The sequence below is a fragment of the Alteromonas sp. AWJ4_199 genome (assembly GCF_056159165.1).
In genome coordinates this window covers 150,995-168,155 of the sequence record NZ_JBSWUR010000004.1, presented here as the reverse complement: position 1 = coordinate 168,155, position 17,161 = coordinate 150,995, and the positions used below count along the sequence as shown (strand labels likewise).

Here is a 17,161-nt window from a genome sequence, read left to right as displayed (position 1 = left end):
GTTTTAGTTTGATTCTATATGGCGGGAGAATAGAGCATGATCGTCAACGACTTGATCTGCATAAAGATTTGCTATTTTCACAAGCAGGTCTTTTGATTGAGAAAATGCGGTAGAGGCTGATTGGGCAAACCTTGTGCTTCTTCTATCTCCACGGCAATGCGCCAGTGCCAAGCTATAACCGCATAGTTGTGCAAAATATTCAAAGCCCCCGTTAAGGGCCTTATTGCCCATTGCAATGTCTTGAGGATCAATACCTACCTTAGCGTGGTGTCTGGAGCGAATGAGATAGTGAGCGCCTTCGAATTTGACCTCATCCAGAACAAGATCTGGTTTTCTTTGCATTCGACGTTGGCAACGTGCGGTGAGGTGGGCGGGGTTTAGACGATTGACAGGGTTAACGGTAGGGAAATAATGAATAGGTGCAGCAACACGCTGTTGTTTAACTTCTACAATATGGCAATGCGCGAAACTCTTTTCATTGTGCGGTTTAGACGGTCCGACTAAAAAGTAATAGCGCGCCATATTCACGGAGCCCGTTCCTGCGTTCAATCGTTTAACGATATCAACGATAGAATCGTCCATGTAAGGAGCAAACGCGTCGTGTAATGTTTTATACTCGTCTTCGCTTAGTGGGGCGAACTTTTCACTGTTGGGTTTAAAGCCCAGCGTCGTGCCATTAAAACTCACCGCTTTAGCAAGCGCACTTTTAATCGTAAAGTCTTCACCGCCAGCACTACGGGCTTTTGCTTTTTTATAAAGTTTTGTTAGCTTACTTGGCACATTAGCGGGACTGTAGTCTATCGCCTCGTTTAGCACTTTGGCATTCTTTACTACACGGTCGCAGGTTTCCACATAGTGCTTAATAAAAGCGTGCTGCGCGCTAATAACTTGCTGATGAGTAACTACGGGTTTAATGGTATCTATGTCTTGCCCAGAATACTTACCTTCCACTATACCGCTACAGTGTAGCTGAGCAAGGCGCAATGAGGTAAGGTAGCGAAGTACGTCCCACTGCGCTTTTCCAACGCAAGCATCATCGAAGTCGTTGGGAGAAAAAATGACTGTGTCTCCGTGAGAGCCTTCTTCGGTAAGAAAACCAAAATTGGAAGTATGACAGTCGCCCATTACGCTGGTAAGTGGTATAGAATCACAGTCTTTGGGGAAATTAATCAGACCCGCTTTGATATCTGCGTAGAATAACTGAGCGCTGCCCCGATAAAATACAAAGGGGCTGGTAGCCATTTTTATATGTTTTGGCAAGCTTTTCGATGGTTTGTGGTTATCAATACGCTTAATTTCTTCTGAAATAAGGTGAATTCGGGTATTTGTCATAGGTTCCTCACGCTGCTCATATTAAAGCTAAAAACAGGTGTGTATCGCGTAACTATCGGCTAGTTGATTCTATTTTCATCGTTCAATTCAATAACCTGATTAAGCGATTCATTTTTACCAATTAGTTTTTTTAAGTGATGCGCGCTATTCTTATCACCAGTTTCAAGAGACATGGATTTCGCAATAAGTGAATATCTTCACAAAACTGCAAAACCATGTCGACACAATAAACGTAAAGTTTGTATCCGTATGTATTAAGCATTCGGAAAATTTAAACCAAATGGAGAATTAAACATGGCATTGATTAATACTGCTATCAAACCTTTTAAAGCGACTGCATTTAAAGACGGCGAGTTTGTAGACGTAAGCAGCGAAGACATCAAAGGTAAATGGGCAGTTTTCGTATTTTACCCAGCTGACTTCACATTTGTTTGCCCAACTGAACTTGGCGACATCGCTGATAAATACGAAGAACTTCAGTCTCGTGGCGTAGAAGTATTCTCAGTATCTACTGACACACACTTCACTCACAAAGCATGGCACGATTCTTCAGACACGATCAACAAGATCAAGTTTGCAATGATCGGCGACCCTACTGGCGAAATCACGCGTAACTTCGATTGTATGCGCGAAACTATGGGCCTTGCTGACCGCGCTACATTCGTTGTAGACCCAGAAGGTATCATCCAAGCGATGGAAATCACTTCTGAAGGTATCGGCCGTGACGCAGATGACTTAGTACGTAAGGTTAAAGCTGCTCAATACGTAGCTAACAACCCAGGTGAAGTTTGCCCAGCTAAATGGAAAGAAGGCGAAGCAACACTTGCACCTTCTCTTGACCTAGTAGGCAAAATCTAAGCAGCACCGCTTAGTGCCTAGCACAGCAGGATAAACTGTAAGTTGAAGTGTTAGGCAGATAGTTTGTAGGGAGTGGGTCTCCACTCCCTGATATTAATTTCCAATTTCCGCTTATGTTGTTGACCTATTAAAGGGTTGGCGGGGATCGGCGTGTCGAAAATAAGGCAGAATAACCGTGTTAACTAAAGAAATTTTACAAGCATTGAAATCATATGCTGAGACAATGCAAAAAAACGTAACCTTTGTCGTACAGACCGGTGAACATAGCAAGCGCGAAGAGCTTGTGAAGTTTCTGTCCGACATTGCTTCAGTAAGCGAAAAAATAAACGTAGAAGAGCGTGACACTAACGGAGAATTACGTAGCGCTATTAGCTTCCTATTAGAAGCTGACGGTGAAGATACGGGAATTCGTTTTTCTGGTATCCCAGGTGGTCACGAGTTTAACTCTCTTGTACTTGCTATGCTGCACGCAGCAGGCACTGAACTTAAGCTAGATGATAGTGTTCAAACATTGGTTAAAGCCGTTAAAGAGCCGCTTAACTTTGAAGTATTTATCAGCTTAAGCTGTCACAACTGCCCAGAAGTCGTTCAGGCACTTAATCAATTCGCTTTGATTAATCCTAACATTAAGACCGAAATGATTGACGGTGGGTTGTATCAAAACTTAATTCAAGAGCGCGACATTCAAGGTGTACCTAGCGTTTACCTTAATGGCGAGCTATTCGCGAACGGTAAAGTTGATGGTTCAGTACTTATCAACAAACTTATCGAGCGCGACCCTAGCCTTAAAGAGGCAAATAAAGGCGACGCACTGCCGCTTCAAGACGTTACTGTTATTGGCGGCGGCCCAGCGGGTGTTGCGTCAGCAATTTACAGTGCACGTAAAGGCCTTAAAGTAGCCATTGTTGCTGAAACTTTCGGTGGTCAGGTTAAAGATACTATGGGTATTGAAAACCTAATCTCTGTACCCAAAACAACAGGGCCTGAACTTGTAGGTAACCTAATGGAGCACGTTCGCGATTACGACATCACGCTTAAAGAGCACGTACGTGTCGATAGCATTGAAAAAGGTAATATCAAAACTATTACGCTTTCTTCAGGCGAGCAAATTCGCACCCGTACGGTTATTGTAGCAACCGGCGCACGCTGGAGAGAACTCGGTGTTCCAGGCGAAAAAGAGAACATCGGTAATGGCGTAGCATACTGCCCACACTGTGACGGCCCTTTCTTTAAAGGTAAAGATGTTGCAGTTATTGGTGGTGGTAACTCGGGTATTGAAGCAGCACTAGATTTGGCTGGTATCGTAAAATCAGTAACGGTATTTGAATTTATGCCAGAGCTTAAAGCGGACCAGGTACTTATCGACCAAGCAGAAAAGCGCGATAACATTACCATTATTAAAAATGCGGCTACACGCCAAATCACGGCCGAGAATGGCAAAGTGAACGCGATTGAATACCAAGACCGTTCAACAAATGAAGTCCATACACGCGAACTTTCCGGTGTATTTGTTCAAATTGGCCTTGTACCGAATAGTCAGTTCATGAAGGACACGGTAGAGATGACGCAGTATGGTGAAATCATTATTGATACTAAATGTCATACTTCTGAGCCTGGTATCTTTGCTGCGGGTGACGTAACAACAGTGCCTTATAAGCAAATCGTTATTTCCATGGGCGAGGGGGCTAAAGCATCACTAGCCGCCTTTGAGCACCTGCTTAGCCATGAAGTGGTTGAAACTGAAGACGAGAGCGAAGCTGCATAATACATTTAGTATGTAGCATCTAACTCAAATATGTAAAAAAGCCGAACTAACTTAGTTAGTTCGGCTTTTTTGTGTGCGCTAACTTTAATTTATATCTGGGGGCTATTTTTTAACTGAAGTTGCTTCTATTGCGCTAGTTCATTCCAATTTTCACTATTAAATTAATAAGAAACTGCATTTAAATTAAAAGTAATAATAATGATACTAGTTATCATTTGTGTGAGAGTTTGTTAAATTATACATAAAGTGGTGACTATCCTTGCTCTATCCAAAAAAGAGAAGGAAGCGCATCACTTATTTATTCATTTAAGGAATGATCATGCTTTCAGTTGCAGCTGGTGGTTTAACACTCGCGGCCTTAGGGGTTGTTTATAGAAGTTGGCGTGAGCAAGCGTCAACTTATCTTTATTTAGGCTTAGTCGTATGGCTAGCATCAGCGGTATGCTGGTCTATAGCACAGGGTTGGGAGTTTGGCGTGTTATATGCGTTATGCATTCCTGCAATTCTTGTCTGGCCGTTTATCGCATTAAATCAAACGTTTTTGCCACAGCCTAAAAACGTACCTCAGCCGCGAAGCTTTGACTTTGCAAGAGGTACTGTATTGGCGAATGCTGCAAACTATTTTGTGGTACTGGTTGTTCTATTGGTGGTCAGCGTTTTAATAACGCTAGGTGTATGCGCGCTGCTTCCATTTTCTATCGCAGGGCAGTTAGCCACTGGTACGGTTCTACTGCCAATTTTGTGGGGGCTTTTCGTTTATCACTACCTTGCCACCGCCCACAAATTTAAAGTAATTGGTGCTTACACGGCTTTGTCTGCGGCTTGTGTACCAATTCTTATCTTCTTCCCCATGTAGGTGAATATCGATGGATAAAATAACAAAACAAAATGCATTAAACGCACATACTTGGGTTGGTGTTTTTTTAAGTGTACTGCTCTTTTTAGTATGCCTTTCAGGAACGGTTGCCGTATTCCACCTAGAGTTCGAAAGGTGGGAGCAACCTCATATTGAAGAGATGGAGAATGTTTCTCCGCAGGCGATTGAAAAAGCTATGGATAGCTTCCTGGCTAAAAATACCGAAGAGTCTCACCATCTCTTTGTTGTATTTCCTACATCCGATATTCCACGGTTGGTGGTTGAAAACGATCATGTAGCGTATTTTGCGGATAGTGAAGGTAATTTACTTGAAGAAGAAAGCGTGTCTTTCACGCAAATGCTGGTGGACTTGCATTTGTATTTAAACTTACCGCATAGCTGGGGGATGATTTTAGTCAGTGCCCTTGGTGCCATTATATGTACCTTAGTTATTACGGGGATTATTGCCCATAAACGGATTGGCAAAGATGCATTCAAGCTGAGAAGAGGCGGTAATGGCCAGCAAGCCCAGATTGATTTGCACAACCGCTTTGGGCTGTGGGCTGCGCCCTTTCATTTAGTGATTGGCATAACAGGAACTTATTTTGGTTTGGCCGGTATTATTTTAGTATTAGTTGCCACCGTGAACTATGGCGGCGATAGAGATGCGGTAATAAACCAAATTTTCACGCCAGACCCGGTCATCGCCCCACAAGAAGGTAAACCTGCTATTGGAAAAGCCTTCGCGCAAATGGAAACGCTCGCGCCTGAAAAGTCGCCAATTTTTTTAACGGTACACGAGGTCGGCGAGCCAGAGCAGTTTATTGAGATATATGCGAAAGCGCCTAACAGGATGATTTACGCTGAAGGCTACCGTTTCGATACAGCGGGCAATTACATTGGTGACGCTGGTTACGAAGATGGAGAATGGGGTAAGCAAATATTCTGGGCCATGTATCGTTTACATTTCGGCGACTTTGCCGGCATGACCAGCAAATGGTTGTTTTTTATTCTTGGCGTAATGCTAACTATGCTTTGCGTTTCTGGAATGGAAATTTGGCTGTCTAAAAAAGCACACCCACCTTTAGCGAGCAGGCTTTGGTACGCCGTAGTTTGGGGCAGTGTTAGCGCTCTGGCCTTAACCGCAGCCGTTGATATGTTTTTTGCCGGTTCTCTTATCGCCGTATTTTGGTGCCTAATGTTATTCAATATGGCTGTGACCGTGGCAGTGAAGTCGCTGACAAAGCCAGTGTGGTTGATGATATCTGGGTTAAGTGTACTTGTACTTTTAGCCACTTATGCTGCCGTACATCAAGGTGCCGCGCTTTCTATTGCATCACTTCAGCTAAATATTCCAATGGCTGTGTACGTGATCTGGAGCTTATACCGCGCTTCTGTGCTATTTAAACGTGCGGAGAAAATTAGCGGCTATAATGTCGTCGGTGGCCTTAGCGAAGTAAATCGAGGCGACAGAAATAACGACGACCCAAATGAAGAAGCTCAAGGAACGAGTGTTAACGCATAAACCTTAAAATAATTATCAAGGGGCGAACGTACAGCTAACTCGCCCCTTGATGTATTCACCTTAGTTACGCTTTTTTCTTTTCCACGTTCCGCCGTACATATAGCCATCCTTTGTTTTCGCAAGCTGTTGGCAAGCCTTACACACTATACGCCATTCGTCTGTCTCACTTTGGCGAATACGAAATTGCGTGTTAGCTTCTACACCGCAGTTGCCACATGGCTTTGATGGTTTTAATCTGCTTTTCTTTCCCATGTTGTAGCGTTCTGTCCTGATTTTATCCGCGAGGCTGTTTTTGTTGTTTTCTCAGGTCATTCCCTGAACATCAAATATCAACCTAAATCAATTTGGCGACAGCAACTGCAAACGCCGAGCCTTTTTCTACTGCGCTCCCCCACAACTTCATTAGTAAAGATGGTTGCCGTGTCATCATTGCTAACGCTTCGTCTCTATGGTGCTGCTCTTCTTCTTGGCAGTGTTTAAACCTTTCTATCACGTTTGATGGCGGGATAGATAATGCCAACATGTTTTTACACTGCTCGTCATAATGCAAATCAACAAATTCCTCTACGCAATAAATGGTATAGAAAAACCAGTTCTGACCAAAAAGGCGAGGTAAGAAGCCGGTTATAAAGCCCGCGGCTATCCATAGTGGCAGTATGAAGCTACCCCTAAATAGCGGCATTTCACTTTCAAAAATAGCAAGGTGCGCACGCTCTGTTTTAAGGTGCTCTCTTATAAAGCGTTCTGTACCGTCTTTGCTATTTTTAATGCGAAATAGACTAGATATAAATTCAGCAACCATGGCCCCACGGTATATCCAAACGGCGCCAGTTTCGCCAGCATGACTTGCACGTAGTTCCTTATCTATCAGCTTAGTATATTTAGCCCCCAGTAGCTTTGCGTAAAATGGCATGACGTACTCCAACAGCGTTTTACTAGAAAACGCGCGACATGCTTATATGGATGCCACCTTACGTATTTGTAATGCGCGTACTAATACGCGAATTTAGCTTAGCTTTTTGGAACGCTTAAAGCTTTGATGAATAGTGCACTATTTAAAAGTAAAAGCAGAGTAGGTCAACTTCGCTTGCTAAGGTAAGCAAAAGTATAAAAGGAGTGCGTGAATGAAAATGCTATGGGGGTCTCTTATTTTAATTCTTGCCTATTTATTATTATGGCCGGTACCTATCGATCCCGTCAGTTGGCAAGCACCGAAAAACGGTGGCTTTACAAACGCGTTTACAGAAAACTCGAGGTTGGCAGATCTATCGCATATTGACATAGAAGGAGAAGAGGGGCCGGAGGATTTTGCGATAAATAAAGCGGGAACCATTGCCACCGCGACGAACTCTGGCGCAGTGTTGTTGATGAAACAGGGGCAAACGTCATTTACTTCATGGATTAATACCAACGGCCGCCCACTTGGTCTTGAATACGATAACAAGGGAAACCTATTAATCGCTGATGCTCATCGAGGGTTACTTATTGCAAACGAAAAAGGCGAATTAAAAACGCTGGTCAATCAGGTAGAGAATACCCCCGTGGTATACGCTGATGATGTTGATATAGCTAAAAATGGAAAGGTTTATTTTACCGACGCGACAACCAAGTTTGCCGCAAAAGACCACGGCGGAACGCTTTCGGCAAGCCTGCTAGAAATTCTAGAGCACCAAGGGAATGGCAGGCTAATTGAATACGATCCATTAACTTCTTCGAGCAAGGTATTGATAGACGGTTTAGTTTTCGCAAATGGCGTAACAATGAGTCATGACCAAGACTCTGTATTAGTTAACGAGACAGGAAAATACCGGGTTTTGCGCTACTGGTTAAAAGGTCCACAACAGGGAAGCGTGGAGGTGGTGATAGATAACTTACCCGGTTTTCCTGACAACATCAGCCAGGCCGCCGGCGGCGGGTATTATCTAGGTCTTGCTTCACCCCGTTCAGCACCAGTGGACGGGCTATCAGACAACCCCTTTGTTCGTAAAATAATTCAACGTTTACCACAGTTCCTGCGACCGCAGGGTGAACCATACGGGCACCTTTTAAAAATTAGCGACAGTGGGAAGGTACTTCAATCTCTTCAAGACCCAAGCGGCGCTTACCCTTTTGTAACTGGCGCTATAGAAACTGAATATGGTTTGTTTATTAGTAGCCTGATAGCGCCTACCGTGGGTGTTCTTCCCCCTGATAAAACGCGTTCGCTAACGGACGTGACAGATATGGGGGTGATGCTTACAGTGGAAATAACTAGTGGCGATAGATAGTGCTAATAACTGGCGACACAGGTACGGCTAGTACGTAGAAATAAATAAAATTTAGTTACATTTAATCAATGTTTAAACTTTTGTTACCTAGTTATTCTTACAAACCTATAGCACTATAAATTATGCTAACGTATGTCGTCATAGTCTTATCGAGCGCATAAAGGCCGGAGAACTTTCAAATTCGGCACCTATACATAAAGGGTATATAGTTAATCATGAAAGCGTATACGTATACTTCAGTTGCACTTGCAGTCACGATTTCACTTCTCACAGGATGTGGCGGAGGTGGCGGTTCATCCAGTAACACGCCAGTAGCAACGACACCTACTACACCAACGACTCCTGTTACGTCTGAACCTGAGTGGGAAGCCGGTGTCTATGAGCCACAATCTGAATTCATCGCCAAATGTGAAACGCCAAGAACTGGTATCGACCCTTTTACGGGAAGTGCTTATCCAGATACCCAAGGCACCGCAATGGATGAAAAGCTTTGGCTGCGTTCTTGGACTAACGACACCTACTTATGGTATGACGAAGTAGACGACAACGACCCAGAAAACTTTTCAGTATTGGCATACTTCGACCAGTTAAAAACCAATGAATTAACGCCAAGCGGCACGCCTAAAGACAATTTTCATTTTTCACAAGACACTGCTGAATATAACGAGCTATCTCAATCTGGCATATCGTCAGGTTTTGGTTTTGATTGGGAATTTGGCTCAAACACGGTACCAAGAGAGCTAACGGTGCGGTTCACAGAGCCTGGTTCACCTGCTGCTGCAGCGAATGTGCCGCGAGGCGCTAAGGTTGTGAGTATTAACGGCGTTGATTTCGTTAATGACAATACCCAACAAGGTGTAAACGCTTTAAACGATGGACTGTTTCCTGATGATGCCGGAACCACTACAAGCTTTCAGTTTGAACTGATTGACGGTACAACTATGTCTGTAGATATAACCTCAGCTGATATCAACGTAACACCGGTTCAAAACGTTAAGGTGTTCGATACCGAAAACGGTAAAACAGGTTACTTCCAATTTAATACCTTCATTGTTACCGCGCAGGAAGGGTTAATCGAGGCATTTGATACCTTTGTTGAGCAGAATGTAACCGAGTTAGTCATGGATCTGCGTTACAACGGTGGGGGACGTTTGGCGTTAGCTTCTCAGCTTTCTTATATGGTAGCGGGTCCAAATCAAACGAACAACGCTGCGTTTGAAACTTTGCAATTTAACGACAAGAACCCAACGACCGATCCGATTACTGGTGAGACAATTCGCCCTACGCCGTTTTACAGCAATGTTATCGATTACAACGCCGGACGGCTTACCGATACGTTACTACCGAGCCTTTCGCTGACTCGTGTTTACGTAATTTCAACAGATGCAACCTGTTCAGCCAGTGAAGCTGTAATGAACGCGCTTCGAGGCATAGATGTAGAGGTAGTACAAATTGGCTCTACAACATGTGGTAAGCCTTATGGTTTCTATCCTACGGACAACTGTGGTGAAACTTACTTCAGTATTCAGTTCCAAGGAGTGAACAATAAAGGCTTTGGTGATTATGCCGACGGCTTTATGCCAACCAGTACTCCAAACTTTGATTTTGAACTGCCAGGATGTGAAGTTGAAGATGACTTTACTGCTAGTTTAGGCGACCCGAATGAAGGTATGTTGTCTGCAGCACTAGAATTTGCAGCTACGGGCGCATGCCCTGAAGTGGTATCGGGTAACGGCACGGCTGATGTAGATATACTGCGCAGTAATCAAAGCGCGCTAGTGGGTGAAAAGCTTATTCCTATCGATACGCCTGAAAAGCGCAGAGAAAACTTTATTTTACACAACAAGATCAATCAGCTTGTTATCAAGGAACAAGAATGATGGCTCTATTCGGTAAAGGCATAAGCAAAGGGCTGACAGCTGCAGCCCTTGCTATAGCGCTATCATCGGCATCTGGCTGTGCTGCAACCAAGGAGACTGAGCTGCATAAAGCAATCACTAACAGCATGAGTGCAAGCCAAAAGCAAACTATTGAAAATACCATCAGCAACTGGTTCGGCGGTATATCCATCACTGTTGCTGATAATGTGTTTAGCAGCGCTTCAAGCATTACAATTGAACGGAAAGCGAAGGTAGATAGCAGGGGGGTATCCCTTGATGGAAGACATGATAACCCTGTGTACAGCTTTACGCTATTAAGTGATGGCGAGCAGTGCTTGCTGCGAAATGATCAAACTGGTGAGCTTGCTAAACTTGAAAATGTGGAGTGCTACCCAAATCACGACGGAATGTAAACGTATAGCTTGGGTACATATAGGTTGGATACACAAATAGTTAACTGAAATAGCGCAGTGCTATTGCTAAAAGTCACAAAAAAGCCCGATGTTGAAAAGCATCGGGCTTTTTTATTTTTAGCGTTTGTTATCTTAACGTTTATGCATGCTTGGCTGTTTTTGAGAGCGGCCACGATTGTTTCCGCCGCCATTATTCGCCTTAGAAGCCTTACCGGAGTTTCGGTTGGCGGTGGTACCGCTGGCTTGCTCTTGCCTGTTACCACTGCCTTGCTTATTACCGTTTGTATTACGACGGCTTTTATTTACCGCGCTACCGTCTCGGCTTTTGCCTTTCCCGTTTTTACCCTGAAACGTGGGTGGAAGCCCGGTGTGCTTAGTAAGCGCACGTTCACCGCGACGGCCTTTTTGTGCTTTCTGGCGTTTTTCGTCAGCGGTCTCTGGCGGCACAAGGTGCTGAGGACCACGGCCAATTAAGTCTTCACGACCCATACGTTTAAGTGCTTCTCGAATTTGCGCAAAGTTTTTCGGGTCGTGATAACGCAACATAGCCTTATGTAGTCTACGGTGAATTTCGCCTTTCGCTGACGGTACTTCTTCACTTTCTTTAGTAACTTTACGAAGGGAATTCACTTCGGTGTGGTACATGGTTGTTGCCGTTGCCATTGGCGACGGATAAAAATTTTGTACCTGATCGAGCTTAAACTTATTTTCCTTAAGCCAAATCGCAAGGCTCAACATGTCTTCGTCGGTGGTACCCGGGTGCGATGCGATAAAGTAAGGAATAAGGTACTGCTTTTTACCCGCTTCTTGTGAGTATTTATCAAATAGTTCTTTAAAGCGGTAATAGCTTCCCATACCCGGCTTCATCATTTTTGAAAGCGGGCCGTCTTCGGTGTGCTCTGGTGCTATCTTCAAATAACCGCCTACGTGGTGAAGGGCTAGCTCTTTCACGTATTCTGGGTCTTCTACCGCTAAGTCATAACGCACGCCAGAAGCAATCAAAATCTTTTTAATTCCAGGCAATTCGCGAGCACGGCGGTATAAGTCGATAGTTGGCTTATGGTCGGTATCCATATGTGCACATATGCTTGGGTACACGCAGGAAGGGCGACGACAAGTCGCTTCTGCCTTCGGGCTTTTACAACGAAGGCGATACATGTTCGCTGTCGGACCGCCTAAGTCTGAAATTACGCCAGTAAAGCCAGGAACGGTGTCGCGTATTTGTTCAATTTCACGAATAATCGAATCTTCAGAGCGACTTTGAATGATACGGCCTTCATGCTCGGTAATAGAGCAAAAGGTACAGCCACCGTAGCACCCCCGCATAATGTTAATGCTAAAGCGGATCATATCGTACGCAGGAATTTTTGCGTCGCCATATACAGGGTGAGGAACACGCTGATACGGTAAGTCAAATACCGCGTCCATCTCTTCTGTCTCAAGCGGCATGGCGGGTGGGTTAATCCAAATGTGTCTGTCGCCATGGCGCTGCATCAGTGCACGAGCGCAACCTGGGTTGGTCTCTTGGTGCAAAATACGCGATGTATGTGCGTATAAAACCTTGTTGTCTTTTACTGTTTCGTACGCCGGCAGCTTAACGTACACGTTTTCCCAAGGCTTACGCTTTTCTTTTTCTTTCTGCGCAGGCTGAATAACAATGGGCGATGCTTCTGGTGCTTCACTGCTTTTCGTATCTTTATCCTGCGAGTCGCACTCCGGCTCCATTTGATAGGGGCTTGGAATGGCGTCAATTTTACCGGGTCTATCTAGAGAGGTAGAGTCAACACCTTGCCACTCAGGTAAGGCTTCTTTTACGATAATTGCAGTACCGCGAATGTCGCGTAAATCGGCAATATCTTCACCTGCCGCTAAGCGATGGGTCACTTCAACAAGCGGGCGTTCGGCGTTACCGAAAAATAGCATATCGGCTTTAGAGTCGAACAATACTGAACGGCGTACTTTTTCGCTCCAGTAATCGTAGTGCGCAATACGACGTAAGCTGGCTTCTATGCCACCAACAATAACAGGTACACCTTTAAACGCTTCACGGCAACGCTGTGAATATACGGTAACCGCACGATCTGGGCGCTTGCCGCCTACATTGCCTGGCGTGTAAGCGTCGTCGTGACGAAGCTTTTTGTCAGACGTGTAACGGTTAATCATAGAGTCCATATTGCCGGCTGTTACGCCGAAATACAGGTTGGGCTTACCTAACTTCATGAAGTCGTCTTTACTAGTCCAGTCTGGCTGAGAAATAATGCCAACCCGAAAACCATGCGCTTCTAGTACACGACCAATAACCGCCATACCAAAACTAGGGTGATCGACATACGCATCGCCGGTTACCAAAATAACGTCACAACTGTCCCAGCCAAGAGCATCCATTTCTTCTTTTGACATAGGAAGAAAAGGTGCGGTACCCAGGCAGTGTGGCCAATATTTAGGGTAAGAAAACAGACCGCGGTCGGCCTTAATGGTGGCTTGCATAGTAATCACATCTAGATAAATCAGGGAATTGCTGAACTTAAAATAAGGGTAAGCTCAGATTAAGTGCGCAATTATAGCAGTCTTAGCCAAGCTGCGGTATAGCACTGTCATTAAATAAAAGTGCTTTGTATACTGGTGTTTGTTAAATGGCTGAATTATCTATGCGGCCTGGTATTAAAAGAGCGCATACAGCGTATGTTTATTTACCTACGCTTCAGTAAGTGTTCGAAGATTAAGAGAATGAATAAAAACATGGCGTATTGGCTATTTAAAACAGAACCTGATGCATTTTCTATCGATGACTTGGCAAACCGTCCTGACCAAACTGAACCGTGGGATGGTGTAAGAAATTACCAGGCGCGTAACTTTTTACGTGACGGCGTAGAGCTAGGCGATAAAGTGTTTATCTACCATTCCAGCTGCAAACTAGTAGGTATTGCAGGTGTTGCAGAAGTGGTGAAAGACGGATACCCAGACACTACACAGTTTAACCCTGAGTCAAAATACTACGATCCTAAATCCAGCGAAGATAACCCTCGTTGGTATCGTGTAGATGTGAAGTTTGTAGAAAAATTTTCCAATGTACTACCACTTTCTGTGATTAAGAGTATGGAAGGTATTAATGAGCTGCCTTTAGTTAAGAAAGGCGGAAGGTTATCAATAATGCCGGTACAAGAGGGCGAATGGCAGCAACTGTATGCTGCTGCCAAAAAATAAACCTAATGCTAAAAAGGCGTGGCCCTTGCGCCCTATAAATTCGATAACGAAAAACATTCGAGCGCTAATTTTTTAGCAGGCAGCCTATCTAGCGAGTATATCTAGTTCGTGCGTCTTGCGAGTCGATCTAGCGTACTAATTCAACGAATAGTCACTACTTGCCAAAGGCAAATTTAGTGTCGGCGTCGCGTAATAGAAATAGCGCAAAGCACGCACCCCACATAGGCCATGCGGCGAAAAACAGCAGGTGATTAAAGGCGTCTAGATATTGCGGGAAAGACGAAAGGGTAGAGCCGCCGTGAAGAATGAAAATAAGGGCGTAGGTATATTTTTTCGCAAGGCCTGCTAGAAATGCTAAAACCAATGCTAGTTGTAATGCGCCCATAACGTATACGGCGACTTCAGGAACGCCACCAATGCCATAGAATTTTTCAAAAATAGCCATGCCGTGTGCGGGGTTAACAAACTTATCGAGTGTCCATACGAACATAACGATAAAAATAGTTACGCGAAGAGAAAGTAGTGACCACTCGAGTCGGTTTTGAATATTGGTTTTGTTTTGCATACATGCTCCAAAAGTATAATAGTGCAAGCATACTAGAACGACCGTTCAAAATAAAAATTTCAACTAATTTCATGTTTTTTAAAAATTAAATGTGCTGAAATTTTTTGTGAAACGTATCGGTCTAGTCGAATAATAAATAAAATTACGGAATCGTTAATGAAAAGAATAATCGGCCTAGCCGTTAGCACACTCGCATTTGCCATAAGTCAGTCGTTAGCTGCCCAGCAAGTATCAGATATTGAAGTAGTAGAGGTAACAGGCAATCAACAAAACTTAAACACGCTCAACCCAGGCGACAATACGCTAAAAGGGTTATTTGGTAGCGGTTTAAGCGCCGCAGAAACCCCTCGTGCAGTAACGTCATTGTCGGCAGCAGCGATAGAAGCGCTTAACATTAATGATTTACACGATATCGTAAAGGCAGCCCCTAATGCCTACGCTTCAAGCGGCTTCGGTACACCCAGCTTGCCAAGTATTCGCGGTCAGTTAGGCGAACTTTTTCAAGACGGCGTGCGTCGTCAGGCGGGTAATAATGGTTTTGGGTTGCCATTGTCTTTTAATAGCGTTGAGCAAATTGACGTAGTGAAAGGGCCGTCGCCAGTGTTGTTTGGTAGTACGCAGCGCAATGGCGGCTTTGTAAACCTTCAAACCAAGGTCGCGCCTACCACAGAAAGCAAGGGTAAAGTTACCCTTCGCGCCGGGCGTTGGGAGCAGTATTCAGCCCAAGTCGATTACGGTACTGCAATAGACGAAGGGAAAAGCGGTATTCGCTTTAGTGCTGAGTACCTAGACAATGGCAGTTTCTATGACTTTGCTGAGCGCGATAGTACAAACCTATTTGTTGCATATCGCTATACACCGAGCGCCGTGCTGACGTGGGATATCAGTGCAGAGTATTATGATACAGACTATCCTGACAACGCAGGTATCAACCGCCCAACCCAAGACCTTATCGATAACGGTGTTTATATTACTGGGCAGGGCACTCAACCAAATGGCAGTATAGTACCGGGGGCTGGTGCCATTATTTCACCTACCGGTGAAGTGGTTATTCCTCGTAGCCGCGTATTTACTAATCCTGACGACATTAACGGTGCTGAAACCACGGTTATTCGAAGCAACGTTGAATACAAAGTGGTTGATAACGTGGCGCTTCGCAATATGACCTATTACCAGTATTTAGAGCGTGAAGAGATAGCCCAAAATAGCTTTGTCGAAATTATTGACGGCGCTGATACGTTTGAAAATCGCACTGAAGTGGATTACCAGTGGAACGATAACCAACTTACTACCGTAGGGTTAGCGCTTCGCTATAACGATGTGTTGGGCTATAGCCAGTTTACTACTGAGGCCGACAATCCGATTGATTTAACCGGGCCTATCTCTAACCGTGTGATACCTCTTACCGACGCGCAAAAAGCACGTTTAGTCGAGCTGCGTCCGGGTGTATTCGTATCTCCGGGCGCGCAATATGACCTGGATGGTGATGGCAACGGCGATTTTAACTTGTCAGACACCACTGATTCCACATCGTGGCAAACAGGGGTGGCACTACAGCAACGCTCTACATGGACAGATAAGTTCTCAACCATTGCCGGCGTTAGAGTAGATTATTACGATGTTGAAGCCCGCGACCCATTAGCGCCTGAGGGAGTAACGGCAGCGTCTGATAGCTATAGCGATACGTTAACTAGCTACCAGTTAAGCGCGGTATACAAGCTCACTGGCGACATCAACTTATATGCTGCGTTTTCCGAAAACGATGCTACGTCAAACAGTATGGCGGGTGGCACAGTATTGGGCGGTAATAATGAAATTAACCCGCTTAATTTTGCTACCGTAAATACCCTGTACGAAGCAGGGGTAAAATACGCGCCAAACAGCAAATGGTATGCTGAAGCGGCAGTGTTCGAACAAACCCGTAGCTTACGCAATCGCGACGGCAGCAACAGTGGCGTGAAAACTAAAGGTTTTGAGTTGCAAATGTTTTACCAAGGCGACGATGTATGGGTCAATGCTGCCTACAGTTATTTAGACGCTCGCTTCGATGACTCTGCAGCGTTTCAAGGCACGGCTCAGGTTATCGACGCCTTTGATAACAGTCGCCCGGATATTATTGAGGGGACTGGAGTGGGATCGCCGTCATTTGCGGCGTTCCCAGCATCGAACAGCCGAGTACAAGGTATTCCACCGCAAATAGCATCTATTAACGCTGGCTGGCAGGTAACTGATGATGTTCAACTTGGTGCGAGTGCTTTATACACCAAGTCATTCCCATTAGACTTTTTACAAACCGTGCATATTCGCGACCAGTACACCATAGACTTAAATGCTGATTACCAAGTTAGCGACGATCTGCGTGTACGCTTAGATGTAATTAACGTAACTGATGAAGAAAATTGGCAGCCACTGTTTGAAGGTGGATATTTCGGCGCGACGCTTGTTATGCCAAACGTGCCCCGTCACGCTCAAGTTACCATGCAATACGCGTTTTAA

Annotated in this window: 14 protein-coding genes; 9 read left to right on the top strand and 5 right to left on the bottom strand. The window is 44.7% G+C overall.

Features of this window, described 5'->3' with window-relative positions; genetic code table 11:
- Positions 1–3 precede the first annotated feature (3 nt).
- Positions 4–1,332: a DUF2252 family protein gene (locus tag ACXAER_RS19110; protein WP_474832024.1), complete on the bottom strand. Its 1,329-nt coding sequence runs from the start codon at positions 1,330–1,332 to the stop codon at positions 4–6.
- 300 nt (positions 1,333–1,632) lie between these two features.
- Between ACXAER_RS19110 and ahpC the strand changes: the two genes are divergently transcribed.
- The 4 genes from ahpC (at position 1,633) to ACXAER_RS19090 (ending at position 6,336) form a co-directional block, all read left to right on the top strand.
- Positions 1,633–2,190, top strand: coding sequence for an alkyl hydroperoxide reductase subunit C (ahpC, locus tag ACXAER_RS19105; RefSeq protein ID WP_425291745.1), 558 nt, complete (start codon positions 1,633–1,635; stop codon positions 2,188–2,190).
- Between the two features lie 175 nt (positions 2,191–2,365).
- Complete coding sequence (ahpF, locus tag ACXAER_RS19100) at positions 2,366–3,955, top strand: alkyl hydroperoxide reductase subunit F (RefSeq protein WP_474832021.1); 1,590 nt, start codon at positions 2,366–2,368, stop codon at positions 3,953–3,955.
- Between the two features lie 319 nt (positions 3,956–4,274).
- A complete protein-coding gene (locus tag ACXAER_RS19095; protein ID WP_474832018.1) occupies positions 4,275–4,811 on the top strand; it encodes a hypothetical protein in 537 nt (178 codons plus the stop codon).
- A gap of 10 nt (positions 4,812–4,821) precedes the next feature.
- On the top strand, positions 4,822–6,336 hold the full coding sequence (locus ACXAER_RS19090) for a PepSY-associated TM helix domain-containing protein (RefSeq protein ID WP_474832015.1): 1,515 nt from the start codon (positions 4,822–4,824) through the stop codon (positions 6,334–6,336).
- A 60-nt stretch (positions 6,337–6,396) separates the two neighbouring features.
- Here ACXAER_RS19090 and ACXAER_RS19085 read toward each other — a convergent pair whose 3' ends face one another.
- Positions 6,397–6,588, bottom strand: coding sequence for a hypothetical protein (locus ACXAER_RS19085; RefSeq protein ID WP_474832012.1), 192 nt, complete (start codon positions 6,586–6,588; stop codon positions 6,397–6,399).
- Between the two features lie 82 nt (positions 6,589–6,670).
- Positions 6,671–7,249: a demethoxyubiquinone hydroxylase family protein gene (locus ACXAER_RS19080; RefSeq protein WP_474832009.1), complete on the bottom strand. Its 579-nt coding sequence runs from the start codon at positions 7,247–7,249 to the stop codon at positions 6,671–6,673.
- Positions 7,250–7,460: 211 nt separating this feature from the next.
- On the opposite strand from ACXAER_RS19080, the gene ACXAER_RS19075 reads away from it, so the two are divergent.
- From ACXAER_RS19075 to ACXAER_RS19065, 3 genes are all read left to right on the top strand, one after another.
- On the top strand, positions 7,461–8,603 hold the full coding sequence (locus tag ACXAER_RS19075; RefSeq protein ID WP_474832006.1) for a strictosidine synthase family protein: 1,143 nt from the start codon (positions 7,461–7,463) through the stop codon (positions 8,601–8,603).
- A 215-nt stretch (positions 8,604–8,818) separates the two neighbouring features.
- The gene (locus ACXAER_RS19070; protein ID WP_474832003.1) at positions 8,819–10,483 is read left to right on the top strand and encodes a S41 family peptidase; all 1,665 of its coding nucleotides are present in this window, start codon (positions 8,819–8,821) and stop codon (positions 10,481–10,483) included.
- Positions 10,480–10,896, top strand: a complete 417-nt coding sequence (locus ACXAER_RS19065) for a hypothetical protein (RefSeq protein WP_474832001.1) — start codon at positions 10,480–10,482, stop codon at positions 10,894–10,896. Before ACXAER_RS19070 ends, ACXAER_RS19065 begins: the two co-directional genes overlap by 4 nt.
- A gap of 132 nt (positions 10,897–11,028) precedes the next feature.
- Here ACXAER_RS19065 and ACXAER_RS19060 read toward each other — a convergent pair whose 3' ends face one another.
- Complete coding sequence (locus tag ACXAER_RS19060) at positions 11,029–13,383, bottom strand: YgiQ family radical SAM protein (RefSeq protein WP_474831999.1); 2,355 nt, start codon at positions 13,381–13,383, stop codon at positions 11,029–11,031.
- Positions 13,384–13,635: 252 nt separating this feature from the next.
- On the opposite strand from ACXAER_RS19060, the gene ACXAER_RS19055 reads away from it, so the two are divergent.
- On the top strand, positions 13,636–14,100 hold the full coding sequence (locus ACXAER_RS19055) for an EVE domain-containing protein (RefSeq protein WP_474832110.1): 465 nt from the start codon (positions 13,636–13,638) through the stop codon (positions 14,098–14,100).
- Positions 14,101–14,254: 154 nt separating this feature from the next.
- Here the strand turns inward: ACXAER_RS19055 and ACXAER_RS19050 are convergent, their stop codons facing one another.
- A complete protein-coding gene (locus ACXAER_RS19050; protein ID WP_474831996.1) occupies positions 14,255–14,665 on the bottom strand; it encodes a hypothetical protein in 411 nt (136 codons plus the stop codon).
- A gap of 156 nt (positions 14,666–14,821) precedes the next feature.
- Here ACXAER_RS19050 and ACXAER_RS19045 point away from each other — a divergent pair, with 156 nt between their 5' ends.
- Positions 14,822–17,161, top strand: coding sequence for a TonB-dependent receptor (locus ACXAER_RS19045; protein WP_474831993.1), 2,340 nt, complete (start codon positions 14,822–14,824; stop codon positions 17,159–17,161).

What these genes read in the sequence shown, in the direction of transcription:
- ACXAER_RS19080 (WP_474832009.1), bottom strand. Translation starts at nt 7,249, where the DNA reads ATGCCATTTTACGCAAAGCTACTGGGGGCTAAATATACTAAGCTGATA.
- ACXAER_RS19050 (WP_474831996.1), bottom strand. Translation starts at nt 14,665, where the DNA reads ATGCAAAACAAAACCAATATTCAAAACCGACTCGAGTGGTCACTACTT.
- ACXAER_RS19110 (WP_474832024.1), bottom strand. Translation starts at nt 1,332, where the DNA reads ATGACAAATACCCGAATTCACCTTATTTCAGAAGAAATTAAGCGTATT.
- ACXAER_RS19070 (WP_474832003.1), top strand. Translation starts at nt 8,819, where the DNA reads ATGAAAGCGTATACGTATACTTCAGTTGCACTTGCAGTCACGATTTCA.
- ACXAER_RS19075 (WP_474832006.1), top strand. Translation starts at nt 7,461, where the DNA reads ATGAAAATGCTATGGGGGTCTCTTATTTTAATTCTTGCCTATTTATTA.
- ACXAER_RS19055 (WP_474832110.1), top strand. Translation starts at nt 13,636, where the DNA reads ATGGCGTATTGGCTATTTAAAACAGAACCTGATGCATTTTCTATCGAT.
- ACXAER_RS19060 (WP_474831999.1), bottom strand. Translation starts at nt 13,383, where the DNA reads ATGCAAGCCACCATTAAGGCCGACCGCGGTCTGTTTTCTTACCCTAAA.
- ACXAER_RS19090 (WP_474832015.1), top strand. Translation starts at nt 4,822, where the DNA reads ATGGATAAAATAACAAAACAAAATGCATTAAACGCACATACTTGGGTT.
- ACXAER_RS19045 (WP_474831993.1), top strand. Translation starts at nt 14,822, where the DNA reads ATGAAAAGAATAATCGGCCTAGCCGTTAGCACACTCGCATTTGCCATA.
- ACXAER_RS19085 (WP_474832012.1), bottom strand. Translation starts at nt 6,588, where the DNA reads ATGGGAAAGAAAAGCAGATTAAAACCATCAAAGCCATGTGGCAACTGC.
- ACXAER_RS19095 (WP_474832018.1), top strand. Translation starts at nt 4,275, where the DNA reads ATGCTTTCAGTTGCAGCTGGTGGTTTAACACTCGCGGCCTTAGGGGTT.
- ACXAER_RS19065 (WP_474832001.1), top strand. Translation starts at nt 10,480, where the DNA reads ATGATGGCTCTATTCGGTAAAGGCATAAGCAAAGGGCTGACAGCTGCA.